19 protein-coding genes and 1 pseudogene are annotated in these 22989 nt (G+C 72.8%); 7 read left to right on the forward strand and 13 right to left on the reverse strand.

Features of this window, described 5'->3' with window-relative positions; genetic code table 11:
• Positions 1 to 176 precede the first annotated feature (176 nt).
• A complete protein-coding gene (gene ppdK / locus BJY16_RS21285; protein ID WP_185041346.1) occupies positions 177 to 2855 on the forward strand; it encodes a pyruvate, phosphate dikinase in 2679 nt (892 codons plus the stop codon).
• Positions 2856 to 2951: 96 nt separating this feature from the next.
• Here ppdK and BJY16_RS21290 read toward each other — a convergent pair whose 3' ends face one another.
• Positions 2952 to 3818 carry a class I SAM-dependent methyltransferase gene (locus tag BJY16_RS21290; RefSeq protein ID WP_185041347.1) on the reverse strand — a complete coding sequence of 289 codons (867 nt, stop codon included), beginning with the start codon at positions 3816 to 3818 and terminating at the stop codon, positions 2952 to 2954.
• A 121-nt stretch (positions 3819 to 3939) separates the two neighbouring features.
• Between BJY16_RS21290 and BJY16_RS21295 the strand changes: the two genes are divergently transcribed.
• Positions 3940 to 4347 carry a VOC family protein gene (locus BJY16_RS21295; protein WP_185041348.1) on the forward strand — a complete coding sequence of 136 codons (408 nt, stop codon included), beginning with the start codon at positions 3940 to 3942 and terminating at the stop codon, positions 4345 to 4347.
• A gap of 1016 nt (positions 4348 to 5363) precedes the next feature.
• Here the strand turns inward: BJY16_RS21295 and recQ are convergent.
• The 3 genes and pseudogenes from recQ to BJY16_RS21310 all read right to left on the reverse strand — a co-directional run.
• Positions 5364 to 7238 (reverse strand): annotated as a pseudogene (gene recQ / locus BJY16_RS21300) (DNA helicase RecQ); the annotation flags it as partial.
• A 228-nt stretch (positions 7239 to 7466) separates the two neighbouring features.
• Positions 7467 to 9389: a SpoIIE family protein phosphatase gene (locus BJY16_RS21305; protein ID WP_239177860.1), complete on the reverse strand. Its 1923-nt coding sequence runs from the start codon at positions 9387 to 9389 to the stop codon at positions 7467 to 7469.
• A gap of 41 nt (positions 9390 to 9430) precedes the next feature.
• Positions 9431 to 10072, reverse strand: a complete 642-nt coding sequence (locus BJY16_RS21310; RefSeq protein ID WP_185041350.1) for a GTP cyclohydrolase II — start codon at positions 10070 to 10072, stop codon at positions 9431 to 9433.
• 86 nt (positions 10073 to 10158) lie between these two features.
• Here BJY16_RS21310 and BJY16_RS21315 point away from each other — a divergent pair, with 86 nt between their 5' ends.
• The gene (locus BJY16_RS21315; RefSeq protein WP_185041351.1) at positions 10159 to 10848 is read left to right on the forward strand and encodes a RibD family protein; all 690 of its coding nucleotides are present in this window, start codon (positions 10159 to 10161) and stop codon (positions 10846 to 10848) included.
• Between the two features lie 11 nt (positions 10849 to 10859).
• On the opposite strand, the gene BJY16_RS21320 is transcribed toward BJY16_RS21315, so the two are convergent.
• The 5 genes from BJY16_RS21320 to BJY16_RS21340 are packed head-to-tail and all read right to left on the reverse strand — an operon-like array spanning position 10860 to position 15140.
• Positions 10860 to 11930 (reverse strand): lysylphosphatidylglycerol synthase transmembrane domain-containing protein, encoded by a 1071-nt coding sequence (locus BJY16_RS21320; RefSeq protein WP_185041352.1) that lies wholly within the window; start codon positions 11928 to 11930, stop codon positions 10860 to 10862.
• Between the two features lie 60 nt (positions 11931 to 11990).
• The gene (locus BJY16_RS21325) at positions 11991 to 12743 is read right to left on the reverse strand and encodes a class I SAM-dependent methyltransferase (RefSeq protein ID WP_185041353.1); all 753 of its coding nucleotides are present in this window, start codon (positions 12741 to 12743) and stop codon (positions 11991 to 11993) included.
• Positions 12740 to 13798: a glycosyltransferase family 4 protein gene (locus tag BJY16_RS21330; RefSeq protein ID WP_185041354.1), complete on the reverse strand. Its 1059-nt coding sequence runs from the start codon at positions 13796 to 13798 to the stop codon at positions 12740 to 12742. The genes BJY16_RS21325 and BJY16_RS21330 overlap by 4 nt, the downstream gene beginning before the upstream one ends.
• Positions 13795 to 14196 carry a 6-pyruvoyl trahydropterin synthase family protein gene (locus BJY16_RS21335; protein WP_185041355.1) on the reverse strand — a complete coding sequence of 134 codons (402 nt, stop codon included), beginning with the start codon at positions 14194 to 14196 and terminating at the stop codon, positions 13795 to 13797. The genes BJY16_RS21330 and BJY16_RS21335 overlap by 4 nt, the downstream gene beginning before the upstream one ends.
• A gap of 59 nt (positions 14197 to 14255) precedes the next feature.
• Positions 14256 to 15140: a zinc-dependent alcohol dehydrogenase gene (locus tag BJY16_RS21340; RefSeq protein ID WP_239177859.1), complete on the reverse strand. Its 885-nt coding sequence runs from the start codon at positions 15138 to 15140 to the stop codon at positions 14256 to 14258.
• Positions 15141 to 15311: 171 nt separating this feature from the next.
• Between BJY16_RS21340 and BJY16_RS21345 the strand changes: the two genes are divergently transcribed.
• Positions 15312 to 16082: a CDP-alcohol phosphatidyltransferase family protein gene (locus BJY16_RS21345; protein WP_185041357.1), complete on the forward strand. Its 771-nt coding sequence runs from the start codon at positions 15312 to 15314 to the stop codon at positions 16080 to 16082.
• 12 nt (positions 16083 to 16094) lie between these two features.
• Here BJY16_RS21345 and BJY16_RS21350 read toward each other — a convergent pair whose 3' ends face one another.
• The gene (locus tag BJY16_RS21350) at positions 16095 to 16976 is read right to left on the reverse strand and encodes an ABC transporter substrate-binding protein (protein WP_185041358.1); all 882 of its coding nucleotides are present in this window, start codon (positions 16974 to 16976) and stop codon (positions 16095 to 16097) included.
• 123 nt (positions 16977 to 17099) lie between these two features.
• Here BJY16_RS21350 and BJY16_RS21355 point away from each other — a divergent pair, with 123 nt between their 5' ends.
• Positions 17100 to 17696 (forward strand): HAAS signaling domain-containing protein, encoded by a 597-nt coding sequence (locus BJY16_RS21355; protein WP_185041359.1) that lies wholly within the window; start codon positions 17100 to 17102, stop codon positions 17694 to 17696.
• On the opposite strand, the gene BJY16_RS21360 is transcribed toward BJY16_RS21355, so the two are convergent.
• On the reverse strand, positions 17671 to 18555 hold the full coding sequence (locus tag BJY16_RS21360; RefSeq protein ID WP_239177858.1) for an alpha/beta fold hydrolase: 885 nt from the start codon (positions 18553 to 18555) through the stop codon (positions 17671 to 17673). The two genes, BJY16_RS21355 and BJY16_RS21360, sit on opposite strands and share 26 nt — an antisense overlap.
• A 134-nt stretch (positions 18556 to 18689) precedes the next feature.
• Between BJY16_RS21360 and BJY16_RS21365 the strand changes: the two genes are divergently transcribed.
• The gene (locus BJY16_RS21365; RefSeq protein ID WP_185041360.1) at positions 18690 to 19007 is read left to right on the forward strand and encodes a hypothetical protein; all 318 of its coding nucleotides are present in this window, start codon (positions 18690 to 18692) and stop codon (positions 19005 to 19007) included.
• Here the strand turns inward: BJY16_RS21365 and BJY16_RS21370 are convergent.
• Positions 19004 to 19369: a hypothetical protein gene (locus BJY16_RS21370; RefSeq protein ID WP_185041361.1), complete on the reverse strand. Its 366-nt coding sequence runs from the start codon at positions 19367 to 19369 to the stop codon at positions 19004 to 19006. The two genes, BJY16_RS21365 and BJY16_RS21370, sit on opposite strands and share 4 nt — an antisense overlap.
• A 189-nt stretch (positions 19370 to 19558) precedes the next feature.
• On the opposite strand from BJY16_RS21370, the gene BJY16_RS21375 reads away from it, so the two are divergent.
• On the forward strand, positions 19559 to 19828 hold the full coding sequence (locus BJY16_RS21375) for a hypothetical protein (RefSeq protein WP_185041362.1): 270 nt from the start codon (positions 19559 to 19561) through the stop codon (positions 19826 to 19828).
• Between the two features lie 170 nt (positions 19829 to 19998).
• On the opposite strand, the gene BJY16_RS21380 is transcribed toward BJY16_RS21375, so the two are convergent.
• Positions 19999 to 22911: a galactose oxidase family protein gene (locus tag BJY16_RS21380; RefSeq protein WP_185041363.1), complete on the reverse strand. Its 2913-nt coding sequence runs from the start codon at positions 22909 to 22911 to the stop codon at positions 19999 to 20001.
• Positions 22912 to 22989: the final 78 nt, after the last annotated feature.

Here is a 22989-nt window from a genome sequence, read left to right on the forward strand (position 1 = left end):
GTGGCCGCTCGATGCTCGTAACTGCGCGGAGAGAGCGTGATCCGATCAGCCACCTTCGCGGGGGTGTGTAAAAGTCCACGGGACTGTTAACTATTCGCCGTAGACGTGCTTAGCCTTACGAATCCCGGGGCACGAGCGTATTCAGCCGCGGATTCTTAGGTGGAGGTGGGTGCGGCATGAAGTTCGTCTACGACTTCCATGAGGGCAACAAGGACCTCAAAGACCTGCTGGGTGGCAAGGGCGCCAATCTCGCGGAGATGACGAACCTCGGTCTGCCGGTGCCGCCCGGCTTCACCATCACCACGGAGGCGTGCCAGGAGTTCCTGCGCAACGGCACGCACGTCCCCGGCCTGGCCGCCGAGATCGACGAGCACCTGGCCACGCTGGAGCGGGCGATGGGCCGCCGGCTCGGCGACCCGGAGGACCCGCTGCTGGTCTCGGTACGCTCCGGCGCCAAGTTCTCGATGCCCGGCATGATGGAGACCGTCCTCAACGTCGGGCTCAACGACGCGTCGGTGGCCGGACTGTCCCGGCAGGCCGGTGGGAACGACCGGTTCGCCTGGGACTCGTACCGGCGGCTGATCCAGATGTTCGGCAAGACGGTGTGCGACGTGCCGGGCAGCGAGTTCGAGGACGCGCTGCACGAGGCGAAGGCGGCCAAGGGCGTCAAGGACGACGTCCAGCTCGACGCCGACGACCTGAAAGCACTGGTCACGGCGTACAAGAAAGTCTTCGTCAAACACACCGGGCATGACTTCCCGCAGGATCCGCGGGAGCAGATGGACCTGGCCGTCGCGGCCGTCTTCCGGTCGTGGAACGCGGACCGCGCGGTGCTCTACCGCCGGCAGGAGCGGATCCCGGCCGACCTGGGCACCGCGGTCAACGTGGTCGCCATGGTCTTCGGCAACCTGGGCGCCGACTCCGGCACCGGCGTCGCCTTCACCCGCGACCCGGCCAGCGGCGAGCAGGGCGTCTACGGCGACTACCTGGCCAACGCCCAGGGCGAGGACGTGGTGGCCGGCATCCGGAACACCCTCGCCCTCGCCGAGCTGGAGAAACTCGACAAGCGCAGCTACGACGAGCTGATGCGGATCATGGCCACCCTGGAGGGCCACTACCGCGACCTGTGCGACATCGAGTTCACCATCGAGCGCGGCAAGCTGTGGATGCTGCAGACCCGGGTCGGCAAGCGCACCGCGGCGGCCGCCTTCACGATCGCCGCCCAGCTGGTTGACGAGGGCGTGATCGACCTGGACGAGGCGCTCACCCGGGTCACCGGCAGCCAGCTCGGCCAGCTGATGTTCCCGCGCTTCGACCTGTCGTCCTCGCCGGAGTCGATCACCCGGGGCATCGGCGCCTCCCCGGGCGCGGCCTACGGCGAGGTGGTCTTCACCTCGAAGCGGGCGGTCGAGGCGGCCGCCGCCGGCAAGGCCGTGATCCTGGTCCGCCGCGAGACCAACCCGGACGACCTGCCCGGCATGATCGCGGCCAACGGCATCCTGACCAGCCGCGGCGGCAAGACCTCACACGCCGCCGTGGTGGCGCGCGGCATGGGCAAGACCTGTGTCTGCGGCGCCGACGAGATGGAGGTCGGGCCGGACTACTTCACGATCGGCGCGCAGCGGGTCGACGAGGGCGACGTCATCTCGATCGACGGCACCACCGGCCGGGTCTACCTCGGCGAGGTGCCGGTCCGGCCCAGCGAGGTGGTGCAGTACTTCGAGGGCGACCTGGACCCGGCGCACGCCAACGACCCGCTGGTGGCGGCGGTGCACCGGATCATCACGCACGCCGACGAGAAACGCCGGCTGAACGTGCGCACCAACGCCGACACCGGGACGGACGCGGCCCGGGCCCGGCGCTTCGGCGCGCAGGGCATCGGCCTGTGCCGGACCGAGCACATGTTCCTCGGCGACCGCCGGGAGCTGGTCGAGCGGCTGATCCTGGCGCGCACCGACGCGGAACGCAACGACGCCCTGGCCGCGCTCCAGCCGCTGCAGCGCGCCGACTTCCTGGAGATCTTCCGGGAGATGAACGGGCTGCCGGTCACCGTCCGGCTGATCGACCCGCCGCTGCACGAGTTCCTGCCGTCGCTGGAGGAGCTCGCGGTCAAGGTGGCGGTCGCGCACGAGCACGGCAAGCGGGTCGAGCACGACGAGCAGATGCTCGCCGCGGTCCGCCGGATGCACGAGCAGAACCCGATGCTGGGGCTGCGCGGGGTCCGGCTCGGCCTGGTCATTCCCGGACTCTTCGGGATGCAGGTGCGGGCCATCGCGGAGGCCGCCGTGGCGCTCGCCGCCGAGGGTGGCAACCCGCGACCGGAGATCATGGTGCCGCTGGTCGGCGCGGTGCAGGAGCTGGAGACGGTCCGCGCCGAGGCCGAGAAGATCATCGCCGAGGTGATCGGCGACTCCGGCGTCGAGGTGCTGATCGGCACGATGATCGAGGTGCCGCGGGCCGCGCTGACCGCCGGGCAGATCGCCGAGGCGGCCGAGTTCTTCTCCTTCGGCACCAACGACCTGACCCAGATGGGCTGGGGTTTCTCCCGGGACGACGTGGAGGGCGCGTTCTTCTGGCGTTACCTCGAACTCGGCATCTTCGGGATCAGCCCATTCGAGTCGATCGACACCGACGGGGTCGGTCGGCTGGTCCGGATCGCCGCCGAGGAGGGCCGGGCCACCCGGCCCGGGCTCAAGCTCGGCGTCTGCGGCGAGCACGGCGGCGACCCGGACTCGGTGCACTTCTTCCACGAGGTGGGTCTGGACTACGTGTCCTGCTCGCCGTTCCGGGTGCCGATCGCGCGCCTGGAAGCCGGTCGGGCGGCGGTCGAGTCGGAGGGCTCGGACCACCGCTGACCTCCTGACCCGGGCGGCCCCGCAACCACTACGCGGCGGAAACGGGGCCGCCCGCCTTTCTCTCGGTCGCCTTCCCGGCGCTCCGGGGCAGCGGCCTCAGGCCGCCTCGGGCCGGTACTCCTTCACCCCCAGCAGGGCGAACAGCAGCGGCAGGCGCGGCTGGTCGTCGGGCAGGCGCCAGAAACCGTCGCCGGTCGCGACCATGTGCGGCCAGCGCGGCCACGGGATCCGATCGCTTTCCGACATTTTGCGTACGACGATCCCGGCGCCCACCAGCGCCGAGACGATCTCGCCGAGCCCGTGCTCCCACTCGTAACTGGTCGTCGCCCGCTCCAGCGGCGGCCCGTCGGTGTAGGTGAACGTGGCGTCCAGCTCGATCGCGCCCCGGCCCTCCAGATAGTCGTTGCGCAGCACCAGCTCGCGGTCGTCCGGCCCGCGCGGAACCAGGCCGAGCGAGCGCAGCACCGGGTGGAACTCGACGATGTAGACCGTCCCGCCCGGACGGAGCAGCGCCGCCACCGTGTCGGCCCAGCGCTGCAGGTCGGGCAGGTAGCAGAGGGCGCCCTTGCCGGTGTAGACCACGTCGAAGGTACGGCCACCGAGCGCCGCCACCGCGTCGTAGACGTTCGCCTGCACGTACTCCGGGCGGTTGTGCTCGGGGAAGCGGCCGGCGACCAGCCGGCGGGCCTCGCGGACCGCGGCCTCGGACAGGTCCAGCCCGACCACCGAGCGGGCACCGCGCCGGGCGAACGCGGCCGTCTCGGTGCCCAGGTGACACTGCAGGTGCAGGACGTCCCGGCCGGTCAGATCGCCCAGGTCGGCCCACTCGTAATCGGCGAACCAGCTCTCCGGCGCGCGATTCACCACGTCGTAGAACCGGCTGCTCAGGTGGATCGGGGTGCGTTCGTCCCAGTTCGCGGCGATGGCCGCCATCCGCTGCTCGGTCGCCTCGTCGAAGGTCATCCGGCCTCCCTGGTCTCATCCGGGTTGGGGCTGCGTCGATCCGTCGAAAAATGTCGGGGGGTGGGTTTAGCGTCCGGGGTGACAGCGTTCGATCGCAACTTCTACGGCAAAGGAGCCTGTGATGGCGTCACGCCTCAACCCGTACCTGTCCTTCGACGGCAATGCCCGCGAAGCGATGGAGGCCTATCAGCGGATCTTCGGCGGCGAGCTGCGGATCACCACGTTCGGCGAGTTCGGCGCCCCGGACGAGTCGATCAAGGACAAGGTCATGCACGCGATGCTGGAGACGCCGCAGGGCTACACCCTGATGGCCTCCGACACCCCGCCCGGGATGCCGTTCACCCCCGGCACCACCAGCACGGTCAGCATCTCCGGCGACGCCGGCGACAATCTGCGCGAGTTCTGGGACAAGCTCGCCGAGGGCGCGACGATCAACGTCCCCCTGGAGAAGCAGATGTGGGGCGACGAGTTCGGCCAGCTGACCGACCGCTTCGGGGTCCCGTGGATGGTCAATGTGACGGCTGGGTGAGTTCGGCTCGTCCGTCGGGACGGGGCGCCGGGGGTCGGCTGGGTCGGGGCGGGGTTCCGGGGGCGGCTGGGGCGCCCGGGTGTGTGGGTCGCGGGGCCGCGGGTGGTCCGGATCGCGCGCGGGTCCGGATGGTCCGGGGCTGCGGGGGATCCGCAGCGTGCGCACGGCCGGGGTTCGCGGCGTGCGCGCAGCTGGGGTTCGCGGCGTGCGCATGGTTGCGGCGTGGCGGGGGTTCGCGGTGCGCGTGGCTGGGGTTCGCGGCGTGCGCATGGTTGCGGCGTGGCGGGGGTTCGCGGTGCGCGTGGCTGGGGTTCGCGGCGTGCGCATGGTTGCGGCGTGGCTGGGGGTTAGCGGTGCGCGTGGCTGGGGTTCGCGGTGCGCGCATGGTTGCGGCGTGGCTCGGGTTCGCGGCGTGCGCACGGTTGCGGCGTGGCGGGGGTTCGCGGTGCGCGCGGCCGGGGTTCGTGGCGTGCCCACGGTTACGGCGTGGCGGGGGTTCGCGGTGCGCGCAGCTGGGGTTCGCGGTGCGCGCACGGCCCGGCGACGCTGCGGTGGTCGGCGCACGGTGCGGCGGGGCGGAAGCCGGCGTGCGGTGCGGCCGGGCGCTCGGGCCGGGTGGCTGCCGAGCGCCCGGGTGGCCGCTACTCCGGGCCGTCGTAGTAGTCGTAGGGCTCCTCCGGCGGCGGGAACAGGTCGTCGTCGGGCTCATCAAAATCGGCCATGGTCGTGGGACGGCTCGGTGCGGCGGGAGACTGGGCGCGAGGGCTGGTGAAGAGCGCATCGCCCGGAGGCTCGGCGGCGGACCGATAGCCGGTGGCGGGCCCGGCCGGCGAAGGATCGGCTGTGGAGGGGCCGGTCGACGAAGGATCGGCTGTGGAGAGGCGAACCGACGAAGAATCGGCCGTGGGGAGGCGGACCGACGAAGAATCGGCTGTGGAGGGGGCGACCGGCGAAGGATCGGCTGTGGACGGGCCGGCCGTTGACGCAGGGGCGGAGGGTTCGGTGGCGGACGGGTCGTCGCCGCGGACCACGGCCAGGACGTCGTCGCCGAACTTGGTCAGTTTGCTCTGGCCTACGCCGCTGACGGTGGCCAGCTGGTCCATCGTGGACGGGGAGAGGACGGCGATGGCGCGCAGCGTCTTGTCGTGGAAGATGACGTAGGGCGGGACGCTCTGCTCCTTCGCGGTGGCGGCCCGCCAGGCGCGCAGGCGCTCGAAGAGAGGCTCGGCCTCGGCGGGGAAGTCGGCCGGGGCCGCCGCCGGCGCCCGCGAGCCCGACGCGGACGAGGAGCCGGACGCGGACGAGCGGGAGCCGGCCCGCAGGCGCTGGACCGGGATCTCGCGGCGCATCATCACGGTGACCTCGCCGCGCAGCACCTCGGCGCTGCGGTCGGTGAGGACCAGCGTGCTGTACTCACCCTCGACCGCCAGGTAACCGCCGGCCAGCAGCTGCCGGACCACCCCGCGCCACTCGGTGTCGCGCAGCTCGGTGCCGATGCCGAAGACCTTCAGCTCGTCGTGCCGGAACTGGGACACCTTGTCGGTGCGCTTGCCCAGCAGGATGTCGATCGACTGGCCGGCGCCGAACTTCTGGTTCCGCTCCTTCTTCAGGCGGAAGACCGTGGACAGCAGCTTCTGCGCGGCGACCGTGCCGTCCCAGGACTCCGGCGGGGTCAGGCAGGTGTCGCAGTTGCCGCACGACGCGGCCGGCGCCTCCTGATCGAAATAGGCCAGCAGCTGCCCGCGCCGGCAGGACACCGTCTCGCACAGGGCGAGCATCGCGTCCAGGTGCCGGGCCGCGTTGCGGCGGAACGCGAGATCGCCCTCCGAGCTGTCGATCATCTTGCGCTGCTGCACCACGTCCTGCAGCCCGTAGGCCAGCCAGGCGGTGGACGGCAACCCGTCCCGGCCGGCCCGGCCGGTCTCCTGGTAGTAGCCCTCCACCGATTTCGGCAGGTCCAGGTGGGCGACGAAGCGCACGTCCGGCTTGTCGATGCCCATCCCGAAGGCGATCGTCGCGACCATCACCAGGCCCTCCTCGCGGAGGAACCGGGCCTGGTTGCGCGCCCGGGTCCGCGCGTCGAGACCGGCGTGGTAGGGCAGCGCGGGAATCCCGTTCTGCGTGAGGAACTCGGCGTGTTTCTCCACCGAGGCGCGGGACAGGCAGTAGACGATCCCGGCGTCGCCGGGATGCTCGGTGCGCAGCAGGTCGAGCAGCTGTCGTTTCGGCTCGTTCTTCGGAACGATCCGATACTGGATGTTCGGCCGGTCGAAGCTGGCGGTGAAGTGCCGGGCGTCGGTGAGCCGCAGCCGGGTGGCGATCTCATCCCGGGTGGCGGTGGTCGCGGTCGCGGTCAGCGCGATCCGTGGCACGTCCGGCCAGCGCTCGTGCAGCATCGACAGGGCCAGGTAGTCCGGCCGGAAGTCATGGCCCCACTGCGACACGCAGTGCGCCTCGTCGATCGCGAACAGCGAGATCTTGCCCCGGTCGAGCAGCCGCTGCACCCCGGCGGTGCCGAGGCCCTCGGGCGCCACGTAGAGCAGGTCCAGCTCGCCGGCGACGAACTCGGCCTCGACCAGGCGGCGCTCCTCGAGATCCTGGGTCGAATTCAGGAAGTTGGCCCGGACGCCGAGCGTGCGCAGCGCGTCGACCTGGTCCTGCATCAGCGCGATCAGCGGCGAGATGACCACGCCGGTGCCCGGCCGGACCAGCGCCGGGATCTGATAGCACAGCGACTTGCCGCCGCCGGTCGGCATCAGGACGAGGGCGTCGCCACCGCCGATCACGTGCTCGACGATCTCGCGCTGCTGGCCGCGGAACTCCGGATAGCCGAAGACGCGGTTGAGCGCGTCGACGGCGTCGGACACAGGGATCGGGGGAGCGGAAGTCACCCCGCGATACTAGAGAGCCGGACCGACATTCTGCCCAGCCCTGTGGATGACCCCGGCCGGGTGACGCCCCGGCCCTGTGGACAACGCCACCAGAGGATGGGGGCGCCAAGGAGGAAGAGGCCGGGAGGAAGGGCGCCGGGGAGGAAGAGGCCGGGACGAAGAGCGACGGGGAGGAAGAGCGCCGGGAAGGAAGAGCGCCGGGGAGGAAGGGAGCCAGGAAAGCGACGACTACCGACTGACCGGCAGCCCGACCAGGTCCAGGATCCGCCGCGCGGGGCTGTCCGGGGCCGCGATCAGCGTCAGCGGCGCCTTCTCGTCGTGGTGCCCGGCGACCTGGAACAGCGCGGCCACCCCGGCGCTGGCCAGCAGGGTCACCCCGGTCAGGTCCACGGTCATCGGCACCGTCCCGCCCCGGCTGCGCCGCAGCAGCTCCTGTCGCACCTGCACGGCCGACACGGCGTCCACCGGCCCGTCCACCCGGACCCGCGCCTCGTCGTCGCCGGGCAGCTCGGCGAGGGACATCTCGGTCCGGGCCGGCGGGGCGGGCGGGGCCTCGTCGAAGCTGGCCAGCAGCCGGGCCGGCCGGTTCAGCGGGTGCCGCACGGTGGCCACCGTCCCGGTCTCGCCCGGCTCCACCCGCAGGCTCTCCACCAGCTGCGCGGTCAGCGCCAGGCCACGGCCGCGGACCGGCTGCCGGGCCGGCGCCCGCCACCCGCCGCGATCGGTGACGGTGGCCTCGACCCGGCCCGCGGCGGTCAGCTCCGCCCGTACCGTGATCGGGTCGTGATCGGGGGTGCCGCCGCAGGCGTGCTCGATCGCGTTGGTGGTCAGCTCCCCGAGCGCGTGCTGCAGCACGAACGCGTCGTGCTCGGCCGCGCCCACCGCGGTCAGCCATTTCCCCAGCTCGGCCCGGGCGCCGCGCAACGCCGCCGGGTCCGCCGGCAGTTCCAGGACCAGCTCCGGTACGACCTCGACCCGTTGCGCGGCCAGCAGGGTGATGTCGTCCGCGTGCCCGCCGGCCCGCACCAGCAGCTCGATGGCCTGCGCGCAGACCCGCTCCGCCGCGGTCGCCCCGGGCTCGTGCAGCGCCCGCCCGATCGTCGCGTCGGTGGCCACCCGGGCCAGGTCGGCGTCGGACGCCGGACCGGCGAGCGGGCGCTCCACAATCCCGTCGCTGTAGAGCAGCAGCAGGTCGCCGGGGGCCAGCCGGTCGTGCCGGACCGGGAAGGCGCCGCCGGTGGCGAGCGGCGACCCGCCGGTCGGCGGCAGGTAGCGGCTCTGCCCGGCGGCCGAGATCACCAGCGGCGGCGGGTGCCCGGCCGTGCAGTAGGTCAGCTCGCCGGTGGCCGGGTCGAGCAGGGCCAGGCAGACCGTGGTGGCGTGGGCGGTCCGGATCCGCCCGGCGAACCGGTCGGCCGCGGCGAGCGCCTCGCCGACCGACGCGCCCGAGTCGAGCCGCTCCTGGAGCACCGCCCGCAGCTGACCCATCGCCCCGGACGCGGTGATCCCGTGCCCGACCACGTCGCCGACCAGCAGGGCGACCCGGCCGTCGGCGCGCGGCACCGCGTCGAACCAGTCCCCGCCGGCCGCGGTGTCCGCGTCGGCGAGCAGGTAGCTGGCCGCCATCTGGAGGCCGGGCAGCACCGGCAGCCCGGCCGGCAGCAGCTCCCGCTGCAGCTCGGTGATCACGTCCCGGCTCTGCTCGTAGCGCCGGCGCAGCTGGGCCGCCTCGGTCTCGGCGGCCTGCCGGGTCCGGGCCAGCTCGGTCACGTCGAACGCGGCTCCGATCACCCCGCGCACCGACCCGTCCGGGTCGCGCCACGGCACGATGGTGAACGTCGCGAACATCTCGTGCACCGAGCCGTCCGGCTGGTCCAGGTGGGCCCGCCACTGCCGGCCGGCGATCGGCACGCCGGTGCGGTAGACCTCGTGGTACGCGTCCACGAACTGCTGCCCGACCAGGTCGGACAGCACCTCCTCGATCGGCCGGCCGATCGCCTCCCGGCCCGGGATCACCGCCCGGGTGGCCGCGTTCCAGCCGGCCAGCCGCAGCTCGTCGCCCTCGAAGACGGCGACGATGAACGGCAGCTGGTCGACTGCGGCCAGCATGGCGTCCAGATCGCCCGCCTCCGGAGTGTTCACGCTCGTCACGATGCCATCGTGCCGGAAACGCCGCCAGGCGGGACCGGGCGTCACTCGGCCAGGGGCAGTTCGATGGTGTGCGAGGTGTGCGAGGCCTTGGTCCGCAGGTAACGCACGTTGGCCGCGGAGACGTGCACCCCGGTCGGCACCCGCTGGGTCACCTCGACGCCCAGTTTCCCGAGTTGCGCCGCCTTGTCCGGGTTGTTGCTGAGCAGCCGGATCCGGTCCGCGCCGACGGCCAGCAGCATCTGCGCCGCCGCGGTGTAGTCCCGCTCGTCCTCGCCCCGGCCCAGCGCCACGTTCGCCTCGTACGTGTCCAGGCCGTCGTCCTGCAGCGCGTACGCGTCCAGCTTCGCGTAGAGGCCGATGCCCCGGCCCTCCTGGCGCAGGTAGAGCAGGAAGCCGCCCTGCTCGGTGATCCGCTCGGCGGCCTCGCGCAGCTGCGGGCCGCAGTCGCAGCGCTGGCTGCCGAAGACGTCCCCGGTGAGGCACTCGCTGTGCGGCCGGACCAGCGGCGCCCGGCCCCCGGCGGCCGACTTGGTCAGCGCCCGCCGCCAGTCACCGAGGCCGAGCAGCAGGTGCTCGCGGCCGTCGGCGAGCGAGTCGAAGGTCATCACCTGCGCCGTGGTGCCGTAGCCGTCGGAAAACCGCAGCGGAACGGTCACCTGCCGCCGGACGGTGGCCTTGATCATCGGTCCTCCCCATTGATTGATGCCGCCGGCGGAAGCTGTGCCCGAAGATCGGTCGCCGCACACCGCGGATTATCGTGGACGCCACGATGGCTGAGCGTCCTTACACCTTGTTGAGTTGTGGGATGTCGATCGACGGATATCTCGACGACACCACCGAGGAGCGACTGCTCCTGTCGAACGAAGCTGACTTCGACCGGGTCGACGAGGTGCGCGCGGGCTGCGACGCCATCCTGGTCGGCGCCGCGACGATCCGCCAGGACAATCCGCGCCTGCTGGTCCGCTCGGCCGGCCGGCGTGCCGCCCGGCTCGCCCGCGGCCTGCCGGAGAACCCGGTCAAGGTGACCGTGACCAGCCGCGGCGATCTGGATCCGGCGGCGTCGTTCTTCGGCACCGGCGAGTCGGAGAAGCTTGTGTACTGCGCCACACCGGCGCTGGCCGAGGCCGGTGAGCGGCTCGGCGCGGTGGCCACCGTGGTGGACGGCGGCGACCCGGTCGACGTGCACCGGGTCAGCGCCGACCTGGCCGCGCGCGGGGTGCGCCGGCTGATGGTCGAGGGCGGCGGGATGATGCACACCCAGTTCCTCACCCGCGACCTGGCCGACGAGCTGCAGCTGGTGGTGGCGCCGTTCTTCGTCGGTGACTCGCGGGCGCCGCGGTTCGTGCACGACGGCGTCTTCCCGGCCGGGCCGAAGAACCGCGCCCGGCTGGTCGAGGTCCGCCCGATCGGTGACGTCGTGCTGCTCCGCTACGGCCTCTCCGACCGCTGCGGAGCCTGAGCTCTCCTGGGTCAAACCGCGACCCGCTCCCGGGCCGAGGACCGGTGGGCCCGGGCGGGCTGGGCGGGGCCGGGAGTGCGTACCGGAAGAATGATCCGGGTCCGCAGCGGCGAGGAGGCCGCCGTGGCCGGCCGGACCACCAGCGGCGTCGCGGGTGTGCCGGCGGGCCGGCGCAGCTTCCGCGCGGCCCGGACCGCGACCACGATCGCGCCCGGCGCGGCCGCCACGAAGGCGCAGATGCCGTAGGCCACCGCGATCGTCACACCCTGCTCGGCGCTCAGCCCGGCGGCCCCGAAGGCCCAGGCCAGCACGCCCTCGCGGGGACCCCAGCCGCCGACGTTCAGCGGGATGCCCATCGCCAGCAGGGCCAGCAGCAGCATCGGGGCGAGGGTCAGCAGCGAGGTCCCGTTGCCGGCCACCCGGGCGGCGACCAGGAACGTGGCCAGGTGCCCGGCGAGCACCACGGCCGAGGCGAACAGCACGCCCGGCCAGTTGCGCCGGGCCAGCAGCCCGGAGCGGATCTCGGTGGCACCGGTCCGGACCGCGCCCCGCCGCGCCCGCTTCACCAGGAGGAACAGGCCCAGCGCCAGGACCGCGGCACTCGCGGCGGTCACCGCGACCACCGGGCCGTGCGCCCCGAGCAGGGCCGACACCGGCGACGGTACGGTGACCAGCACCGCCCCGCCGACCACCAGCAGCACGACCTGCCCCGCGGTGCGTTCCAGGACCACCGCGCGCACCCCGCGCCCGACGTCGCCCTCCTCGCGTCCGTGCGAGACGGCCCGGCCGACGTCGCCGAGGACCCCGCCGGGAAGCGCCGCGTTCAGGAAGAGCGCCTGGTAGTAGTCGGCGGTCGCGTCCCGCAGCGTGAGCCGCAGCCCCAGCCCGCGGGCCACCAGGCACCACCGCCAGGCGCTGAGCACCGTGGTCAGCACGCCGATCCCGAAGGCCAGCGTGAGCGTGCCGGCGTCCAGCACCCGCAGCCCGTCCAGGAAGGCGCCGGTGCCCAGTCGCCAGAGCACCAGCGCGATGATCCCGGCGCCGCCGAGCAGGCGGACCCAGGCCCAGAACGATCGGCTCACTTTGTTTCGTCCCCTCGTCGATCCCTCAGGGACTAGTACGCCCGACCGCCGCGCCTTGGTTCACTCGAAGATCGTTAAAACATCCGTGTGCCCGACCGTGACCTCCGGAACGGTCGCCGTCCGGCTCGCCAGGTAGTCACCGAAGTCCAGGTCGGGGCGCTGTTCGGCGGCCGCGCCGACCCAGCCGCGCAGCCACTCGGTGGTCAGTTCCGGACAGTGCGGGCCGAGCCGCCACGGGCTCTCCCGGGTGACCACCTTGGCGCCGGCCCGCTCGAACGCGGCCGCCGCGTAGGCTCCGGCGTCCGGCCCGAGCAGCGCGTTCCGCCGCTGGTGGGCGTTGAACGCGTCGCGCACCTCGGCGTCCCGCGGATCCGCCGGGGTGAACCGGACGTCGCCGGTGACCGAGAGGGTGAACAGCGCGTTCGCCCGGGCCTCGGCGCACACCTCGACCAGCCGGTCGATCTGCGCGGCGGTCAGCAGATCCAGCAGCGCGGAGCAGGTGACCAGGTCGGCGCCGGTCAGGTCGTCCCGGGTGAGCGCGGTGACGTCGCGCTCGTCGATCGCCACGTTGACCCCGTCCGGCATCCGGTCGGCGGCGATCTCCAACAGGTCGTGGTCGCGGTCGGTGAGGATCCAGAACTGCGGGACCGGCAGCCTCGGCGCCAGCCAGCGGCCCAGCGAGCCGGTGCCGCAGCCCAGGTCCCGGATCACCTTGACCGGGCTCGGCAGCAGGCCGAGCAGGTCCAGGGAGCGGGCCTCGGCGTCGGCGGGCTCGCGCAGGGCCAGCCAGTCGGGGCTGAATTCTCCGGTCATGCGGTTCCTTTCTCGATGTCTTCCAGGATGGTGGCCAACTGCCGGGCGGTGTCGTCCCAGCCGGTCAGGGTCTCGCGGCGGGCGCGCGCCCGCGCCCGCCAGCGGTCGCGCAGATCAGGATCGGTGAGCCAGGTCCGCAGCACGGCCGCGAGGTGGTCGGGATCTTCCGGAGGCACCAGGCTTCCCGGTACGCCGGACGGCGCGCTGCCCAGGGCCTCCGGGACGCCGCCGACCTCGGTGGCGACCACCGGGAGCGCGTGGGCCAGGGCCTCGGTGATCACCATGCCGTAGGTCTCGGCTCGGGACGGGAGGACGAAGAGGTCGGCGTTCGCGTAGGCGGCCTCCAGATCCGCGCCCGCCAACGCTCCGGTGAACCGGATGTTTCCGGTGTCCGGGTGAGCGGGGATCGGACCGGCGCCGACCAGGGTGCACTCCCAGCTCAGGTCGGTGAGCTGCGCGAGGGCTCTGATCAGGAGATCCTGGCCCTTGCGGTGGGTCAGCGACGCCACGCACAGCAGGCGGTGGCCGGTCGGGCTCGGCGTGGCCGGTTCGGCGCGGTCGACGCCGGGGAGCGCCACGTGCACCCCGGTGAGGTCGTGCATCGCCGCCACGTGGGCGGCGGCCTGCGAACTCGTGGCGATCACGCCGGCCGCCAGGTGCAGCGCCCGGCGTTCCAGGGCGCGCAGCTCGGCGGCGTCGGCGGCGGAGAGGCCGGTCTCGTCGCTGAGCGGCAGGTGCACCAGGATCACCAGGCGCAGGCGGGCGGCGTGCGGCTCCAGCACCTCCGGGACACCGCAGGCGACCAGGCCGTCGATCAGCACGGTCGCCCGGTCCGGGATCTCGGCGAGCACCCACGACAGCTGCTCGCGGTCGGCCGGGGCGGGGCGGGGCCAGGTGCCGGGGGCGGTGCTCTCGCGTACCCCGGAGGTGGCGGATCGTGACCCGGCGCCTGCCCGCAGCCGGTCGACGACCTCGCGGTCGTAGCGGTTGCCGCCGCTGGGTGCTGCCGGGTCGTCGACGCCGGCCGGCAGCACCACGTGGAGCGGGTGGCTCACCGCAGGGTTCGCTCGTAGCTGGCCCAGGCGATGTGCGACTCGTGCAGGGTGACCTGGATGCCGGTCAGGCCGGACGCGCCCGGGCCGAACTCGCCGGCGCCGATCCGCACGGCCAGCCGGTCGGCGATCACCTTGGCCAGGAACTCGGTGGAGGTGTTCACGCCGGAGAACTCCGGGTCGTCGTCCAGGTTGCGGTAGCTCAGCCCGGAGCAGATGGTGTGCAGCTGCTCGCTGGCCTTGCCGATGTCGACGACGATGTTGTCCTCGTCCAGCTCCGGGCGGCGGAAGGTGGCGTCGACCACGAAGGTGGCGCCGTGCAGCCGCTGCGCGGGTCCGAAGACCTCGCCGGAGAAGCTGTGCGCGATCATGATGTGGTCGCGGACGGTGACGCTGAACAAGGGCTCTCTCCTCGGCTCGCTGATCTCTACTGCTCTAACGGGTACCCGACCCGGGAAGATCAATTCCCGGCCGGGTAGTCGATCACGTGGCAGAGCGCCGGCCGGCTGCCGTCGGCCAGGCCCGGCATCACCTCCGGCAGCTCGTCGAAGGGCGACCGGCCGGTGATCAGCGCGTCGAACCGGTCGTCGCGCAGCAGTTCCAGGGCCAGCGCCAGGCGCTGCGCGTAGCTGCGGCCGCGGGCCGGGGCGATGCCGCCGACCTGGCTGCTGCGGATGGTCAGCCGCCGGGCGTGGAAGTGCTCGCCGAGCGGCAGCGGGACGGTACGGTCGCCGTACCAGCTGAGCTCGACGACGGTGCCCTCGGTGCGGAGCAGGGTCAGGGCGTTGGCCAGGCCGGCCGGGTTGGCGCTGGCGTGGATCACCAGGTCCCGGTCGCCGGCCGCCTCGTCGGGGAGCGCGAACGGGACGCCCAGCGCGTCGGCGGTGCCGGCCCGGGCCGGGTCGGCGTCGACGAGCTGCACGTCGGCGCCGGGATAGCCGGCCAGGATGGCGGCCACCGAGGCGCCGACCATGCCGCCGCCGATCACGGTGATCCGGTCGCCGAGCTGCGGCCGGGCGTCCCAGACGGCGTTGACCGCGGTCTCCACGGTGCCGGTCAGCACCGCCCGGTCGGCCGGAACGCCGTCGGGGACCACGGTGACGCTGTCCGCCGGCACGACGAATCGGGTCTGATGCGGATAAAGGCTGAAAACGGTGCGGCCCTCAAGGTGGGCCGGGCCGGTTTCCACCACACCGACGTTCAGGTAGCCGTACTTCACCGGCGCGGGGAAATCCCCAGCTTGGAACGGTGCGCGCATGGTCGCCCACTGGCTCTCCGGCACCCGCCCCTGGAAGACCAGCGTCTCGGTGCCGCGGCTCACTCCGGAGTGCAGAGTGCGCACCATCACCTCACCCGGACCGGGATCCGGCACCGATTCGGTGCGTATCTCCCCCTGACCGGGGGAAGGCAACCAAAAGGACCTCGCGTCGAACACGAACCAACTCCTCTGAACCGAAAGTCCTCGACAAGCGTGTGAGTGGAGGACAGCGGTTAGACCCTATGTCCAGGAGGCACGGTGACCCTCAGTACCGCCACCACGACCACCCCGTCCCGGGCGCCCTTCGCCGGGTTCGCGGCGCAGCTGGTGCTGCTCGCCGTGCTGGCCGGGACCGCGGGGCTGACGCTGGGCGGGGGGATCGCCGGGATCGCCTACGGCGTGGTCCTGTGCGGTGTGCTCGGCGCCGCCCTGCAGCGGGCCGGGATGACCTTCGTCGGCTGGGCCAACCTGGTCACCTTCAGCCGCGCGATCCTGGCCGGCGGGGTGACCGCGCTGGTCACCAGCGCGGTGCTGGGCCACCCGGTGCCGGTCTGGCTGCTGGTCACGATCGCCACCGTGGCGCTCGCCATGGACGGGGTGGACGGGCAGGTGGCCCGCCGCACCGGCACCAGCTCGGAGTTCGGCGCCCGCTTCGACATGGAGGTGGACGCGTTCCTGATCCTGGTGCTCAGCGTCTACGCGGCGGTCAGCCACGGCTGGTGGGCACTGGCGATCGGCGCCTTCCGGTACGCCTTCGTCGCCGCCTCCTGGGCGCTGCCGTGGCTGAACGCCGCGCTGCCGCCCCGTTTCTCCCGCAAGGTCGTCGCCGCCCAGCAGGGCATCCTGCTCGCCGTGGTCGCTTCCGGCCTGCTCCCGGACTGGGCCTCGGTGACCGTGCTGGCCGTCGCTCTGGCCTCCCTGACGTGGTCCTTCGTCCGCGACATCGTCTGGCTCCACCGGGCCTCGCAGATCCGAGCCGCCGCCCAGACCCGCTGGTCAGCGCCGCGTCACCCGGCCTTGGCCCGCTGATCGGGTCGGTCGTCAGCCGACCCTGGCCACGCCCGGGTGGGTGGCCGGGAAGACCGCCGGGTGCAGGACCGACGCGATCGCTTCGACGCCGTCGATCAGGCGCGGTCCCGGGCGGACCACCAGGCCGTCGCCGTCGATCGCCCACACCTGCGCGTCCGGGAAGTGCGGCAGCACCGCCTCCGCCTGCCGCACCGCGCCGTCCAGGTGGTAGCCGCACGGGGTGACCAGCACGATCTCCGGCCGGGCCGCGGTCAGCTCGGCCCAGGACACCTGCACCGACCGCTTGCCGGGCCGGGCCGCCACCGCCTCGCCGCCGGCCGCGGTGATCAGATCCGGCACCCAGTGCCCGCCGGTGAACGGCGGGTCCACCCACTCCACGACCGCCACCCGCGGGCGGGGCCGGCCGGCCACCGCCGCGGCCACCTCGGTCAGCCTCTTCTCCAGGCCGGCGACCAGGTCCCGGCCCCGCTCCGGCACGCTGGTGGCCGCCGCCACCTCGACGAACGTGGCCAGCACGTCGGCCAGCGAATACGGGTCCAGGCTCAGCACGTCCGCCCGGCAGCCGAGATGGGTGAGCGCCTCGCCGACGTGCCCGGACGGCAGCGCGCACACCCGGCACAGGTCCTGGGTCAGGATCAGGTCCGGCGCCAGCTCGGCGAGCGCGTCGGCGTGCAGCGTGTAGAGGTCGCCGCCGGCCGCCATCTGGGTGCGCACGTAGTCGTCGATCTCGGCCGGCGTCATCCCGCTGGTGTCCCGCCCGCCCACCACCACCGTCTTCGACGAGCGGGCGACCGCCGGCTCGTCGCACTCGAAGGTCACCCCGACCAGGTCGTCACCGAGCCCCAGGGCGTAGACGATCTCGGTGGCGGAGGGCAGCAGAGACACCAGGCGCATGTCCTCAACATAGGCCGAAAGTCTGATATGAGAAGCGGCGAACCCTACTTCGGTCCGATGTGCGCGAAGCGTCGCGTGGCGAGGCTGAACGGCATCGCTGGCACGCTTGGAGGGGGAACCGAGATGACGACAGCCCCGTTGGCTCACGCCGACACCCTGGTGCTCGACTACCTGGCCGCGCTCTGGGCGGCGAGCGAGGACCTGCCGCCGCACCGCCGCGACGAGCTGATGCAGACGGTGACCGACTACCTCGCCATGCGGCACGAGCCGGGCGCCGACCCAACGCCGGTGCTGACCAGGCTCGGCCCGCCGCACGAGCTGGCCGAGGTGACCCGGCGCGGCTACCTGCCGCTGCACCTGCGGCTACCGGCGCCGTCCGCGCCGCCCGCGGCTCCGGCGCCGGCCCGGTCGCCGGTGGTCGCCGGCTCCGAGTCGGCGGCGATCGCACTGTTGATCGGCGGCACGTTCCTGCTGCCCGGGGTGAGCCCGGCCGCGGGCATGCTGATCGCCACCGGGTCGGCCCGGTGGACGGTGGGACAGAAGGCGGCCGGGTGGGTGCTGACCGCCGGGTCGGCCGGGATCGCCCTGCTGGTGGTGCTCGCGCTGGCCGGCTGGGGCGCCGGGGCCGGGGTGGCGCTGCTGTTCGGCTATCTGGCGGCGTGCGCCGGGTCGGTGGTGACCGGGCTCGCCCTGCTCACCGGGATGCGCCGGGACGTCTGAGGATCTCGGTGAGCACCTGGGCCCAGACCGCTCGCGGCGGGACCTCGTGCCCCACCCCTTCCAGCCAGACCAGCCGGGACCCGGGGATCATCCGGGCCAGCTCGCGCGGGTGCTCCTCCGGGAACCGCTGGTCGAGCGTGCCGTGCAGGATCAGCGTGGGCGCGCTGATCCCGGGCAGCCGGTCACGCACCGGTGGGCCGTAACCCGCCCGCCGGTGGTTGAGCCGGGCCGTGCCCAGGTCGGCGGACCGGTCGAAGACCCGCTCGGCGAGGCGGCGCAGGTGTGGATCGTCCGGGGTGAACGGGCCGCCCCGGGCCTTGACCTCGGCGATCAGCCCGGCCACCGCGGCCCGCCGGTCCGACCAGTCCACCTCGTCGGCGGCGGCGCGGACCCGTACCTCGGTGGCGGCCGGCGCGCGCACCGCGACCGCGCCCACCCCGGCCAGCACCGGGGTGGCGTCCGGGCCGAGGCCGGCGCTGGTCGCGATCAGGGTCAGGGTGAGCACCCGGTGCGGGTGCGCGACCGCGATCCGCTGGGCGAGGGCGCCGCCCAGGGAGAGCCCGACCAGGTGGGCGGCGGGCACGCCGAGCGCGTCCAGGACGCCGAGCGCGTCGTTCATCAGGTCCACACCCGAGTACGCCGCGCCGGGTGGGAAGGGCGTGGACCGGCCGGTGTCGCGATGGTCGTAGCGGATCACGAAGCGACCGCCGGCGGCCAGCCGGCGGCAGAACTCGTCGTCCCACCAATCCATCGAGCTGGCCTCCCCGGCGAGGAGCAGCAGCGGCGGATCGGTGCGTTCACCGAAGGTTTCCAGGCACACCTCTATGCCGTTGACCGGCATCATCGTCTCGGTCACCACCAGGCCATTGTGGGGGCGCTGCCCGACAGTCTCGTTACCACCGGATCACAACGGATGACGAGATCGATGTGACCGGGTTCCGGGCCGGGGTGTGCTTGACTATCTTCGTGGATTTACCCGAATTGTCGGAATTCGTGGCGCATCGGACCGAGCACGACGCCGCGTTCGAGGGCCAGCACGTGCCCGGGTTGCGCGCCGAGTTCTTCCGCCGCCCCGAGGGCACCCGGATCGCCAGCGTCGGGCGGTACTCGCTGGGTGACCGGGAACTGCTGATGGCCTGGGGCTTCGTCGACGAGGAGCACTGCCGGCGGCACGCCGTCCGGGACGCCGGCGGACGCTGGCACCCGGCGGCCGACGGCTGCCCGCAGGTCGAGCTGATAAAAGACGGCCAGGCCGTGATCGGCCTGGCCGTGCGCGCGTCCACCGGGGACTGGGTGCGGACCCTGACTTAGCGGTCCGCGGGCGCCAGGGCGGTGGCGCGGGCCTGGTTGCGGACGATCCGCAGCGAGACGGCGGTCAGCGTGATCGCCGCGAGGAAGAGCGCGAGGTGCAGGTAGGGGTTGACGATCGGCACGAAACCGATCACCGCGGCCGGGATCTGCACCACCGCGATCAGAGCCGCCAGCAGCCACTTGCGGTGGCCGCTCCACAGCATCGCGGTCCACACCGGCGCCGAGACGACCAGCAGGGTGAGGCCGTCGAGCACCGCGTGCAGGTAGGTGTTGTGGACGTTGTTGTGGGCGAACGCCTGCGCCGGCGACGCGATCCAGAGACCGGCGAGGACGAGGGCGAGAACGACAGCGGCACGACGCATGGGATCCTCCAGCGCTATCAGACCGTTGCTCCGAGTAATCACGGTATGAAAGCGGCAGGCTTCGCGTAAAGCCTCACGGGGATTCATTCCTCCGGAATGGCACACCGTCACGCTGCGTTGCTTTCCGTACCGGCGATCCTGCCCGAACGGGCCAGTGTGACTCGCAGTGATCATCACTAGCCTCCTCCCGTGCGCTTGATCGAGATGGCAACGGCCTGTGCGGTGACGATGAGTATCGCTGGCACTTCTTACACCGCGTTGAACCCGCCGAAGCTGGAGGCGCAGGCGCGGATGGTCGCGGACAAGGCGACCTGCCGCACGGTGAACACCGCGATCGTCGGCTTCATCGCGATGAACGGCACCGACCCGACCAAGATCGCGCAGCTGCGCCCGTATGTCTCGGGCGATATCTCGCGCTATCGCATCGTGAAAGGGATGGCCGCCGGTCCGGGCTGCTGATCGTCCGGCGGTCTTACCAGCCCATTCTTCAGTGACGCAGGCCTGGCGGGGTGCGGATCGCTAAGTAGCGCGGGCCGGGGGCCGGCGATCAGGACGCTGGCGCGTCCCGGACGATCACCGGCCCCCTTCACTGCCCGCGGGTTGTTCCGGAGCTCAACCCGCGCCGGTGATCAGCCGATGTGGATGGTCTTCGCGACGCTGGGGACTCCCTTGGCGTCCAGGGCGAACAGCATCCAATAGCCCGGCAGGGCGATACCCGGATCGGCCGGGATGGTGAGGCGGTAGCCGCCGGTGACCGCGGTCGGGGTCAGCGACAGGCGGCGCTGATCCGTGTCGACGCTGTGCGTGGCGGTGCCCATCCGGACGATGGCGAACGACTTCACCGCCTTGTCGGTGCTGACCGTGATGCTCGCGCCGTTCGCCGCGCTGGCCGGGGCGGTGGTGATCGACGGGCGCGGGGCCGGCTTGCCGTCCTCGGTGAGCAGGTACGGCGGGGTGAAGATCTCCGCGTCGAAGTGGTTGGTCGCGCACCCGGTGCCGCACAGCCCGCCACCGCCGGTGAACACCCGGGCGTCCGGCATCAGCAGCGCGACGCTGTGGTAGGTGCGCGGGATCGCCGCCGGTGACAGCGTGCTGAACGACTCGGTCGCCGGGTCGAACAGCTCGGCGCTGAGCACCGCGGTGTTGTCCGAGAACGGCACCGGATAGTTCTGCCCGCCGAAGACCGCCACCTTGCCGTCCGGCAGCACCACGCTGTTGTGGAACGCCCGGGTGTTCGCCATCGGCGCCGCCTTCCGGCTGGTCACCGTGGTCCCGTCGATGCTCAGCAGGTACGCGTTCGCGGTGGCGTCGTTGTTCTCGTAGTTCGGCGCGCCACCGATCGTCAGGATCTTGCCGGTGTCGAACATGACCGCGTTGCCGTTCATCGCGTCGCCGTCGTCGCCGCGCGTCCCGGCCGGACTGACCCCGCCGGTGCCGCTGGTGCTGTACCAGTTCATCGCCTTGCTCGGGCCGGCCTGCAGCACCTTCCCGCCGGACCAGGCGAACAGCCACGCGTGGTTGTCCTTGCGGTAGTCGCCGCTCGGGTTGGCGTCCGCGGTCAGCATCGGCGCGGCGTCCGCGCCGGGCAGCGCGGTCCACCCGGCCGACGGCGACCACACCTCGCCGGCCTTGTGCGGGCTGCCGTTGTACCCGCCCCAGCCGCCGCTCCACGAACCGCCGATGGTGAACACCCGGCCGTCACCCAGCGTGGTGCTGGCCTGGTAGCCGCGCGGCGTGGTCATCGCCGGGCCGGCCGTCCAGGCGTCCGTGGCCGGGTCGTAGACGCTGGTCTTCTCGCTGTTGTTGCCGCCGGTCACCAGGATCCGGCCGTCCGGCAGGGTGGAGATGCCGGGGCAGAACATGTCGTGCCCGGTCTCGGTGATCATCCGCTGGGTGACCACGCCGGTCGCCGGGTCGTAGGTGGCGGTCAGGGTCTGCCCGGTGCCGCCGCTGAACGAGTCCGGCCGGAACGCCGACCAGGTCAGGATCTTGCCGTTGGGCAGTTGCGCGGCGGCCACCGGGACCAGCGGGAAGCCGACCGGGGCGCTCCATACGCCGCGTTTCGGGACCACCGAGCCGCTCGGGCCGAGCAGGTCGAGTTCGGCGGCGCTGCTCCACGGGCCGCGGGTGCCGGCCTCGGTGAGCGCGGTGAGCCGGACGTACCGGGCCCGGGCCGGCGGGAAGATCACCGTCTGCCGGGCCGGGCTGTCCGCGAACACGCCGTCGCTGACCCGGTCGGTCCAGGTGGTGCCGTCCGCCGAGGTGGCGATCTGGTAGCGGCCGATCCGCCCGTTCGCCGACGCGGCCGGCCGGGGCAGGTAGGCCAGGCCGCCGACCAGCACCGACGCGTGCAGGTCGACGGTGACCGCGTGGGGCAGCGGGGCCGGGGTGCCGCTCCACGCGCTGTGCCAGATGGTGGCCGGGTCGCCGTCCAGCACGTTGGCCACCGCCCCGTTCTCGGACGCGGTCTCCTGGCTGTCGGCGGTCGCCGTCCAGCCGGTCCGGGCCAGCGTCGGATCGGTCCGGCCGAGCAGATTGATCTCGGCGGCGCTGCTCCACGGGCCGCGGTTGCCCGCCTCGGTGAGCGCGGTGAGCCGCACGTACCGGGCCAGCGCCGGGGCGAAGGTGACGGTCTGCGCGGCCTGGCTGTCGGCGAACGCGCCGGTGGCCGCGGGCGGCGCCCAGCTCACCCCGTCCATGCTGGTCTCCACCCGGTACTGGCCGATCAGGCCGTTCCGGCCGCCGTCCTGCCGGGGCAGGTAGCTCAGCCCGGACACCAGGTTGGTCACCTTCATGTCCACCGTGAAGGTGTGCGGCAGCGGCGCGGCCGGCGCCACGCTCCACGCGGTGTGCCAGATCGACGCGGTGTTCCCGTCCAGGGCGTTCGCGGCGGCGCCGTTCTCGGCGGCGGTCTCCTCGCTGTCGGCCGCCACGGTCCACCCGGTCCGCGGCAGGGCCGGGTCGGTGCCGCCGAGCAGGTTGATCTCGGCGGCCGCCGAGCGGGTGCTGCGCCCGCCCGCCTCGGTCAGCGCGACCAGCCGGACGTGCCGGGTGATCACCGTGGTGAAGGTGACCGTCTTGAGCGTCGCGTCGTCGGCGAAGGTGCCGGTGGCGACCGGCGCGCTCCACGTCGTCCCGTCGTCGCTGACCTCCACCCGGTACTGCCCGATCCGCCCGTTGGCGGTGGTCCGGGGCAGGTAGGTGAGCCCGCTGACGGCCACCCGGTTGCCGGTGTCCAGGGCCACCCGGTGCGGCAGCGCGCCGGTCCCGCTCAGCCAGGCGGTCGTGGTGTCCCCGTCGAGCACCCGGGCCGCGGTCGACTGCCCGCTGTCCGCGGTCGCCACCCAGCCGGTGCGCGGCAGCGGCAGCGGCGTGGTCACCGCCACCGGCACGGCCCGCGGCATGATGTGCCCGGCGTGCGGATCCGGCGGCGCCGGCGGGGCGGCCGGCGCCGGCCGGTGCACCGCCACCGCGACGCCCGCGAACAGACACATCACCAGGGTGGCCGCCGTTCTGGCCCACCACCCGCCATGTATACGCATGCATGTCCCCCCAGATCGATCTCGGGAGAACTCAACAACAGAGGTCGATGCCGGACTATCGGCGAACGGACAGTCCGG

It is taken from the genome of Actinoplanes octamycinicus, assembly GCF_014205225.1.
GTDB lineage: Bacteria > Actinomycetota > Actinomycetes > Mycobacteriales > Micromonosporaceae > Actinoplanes > Actinoplanes octamycinicus.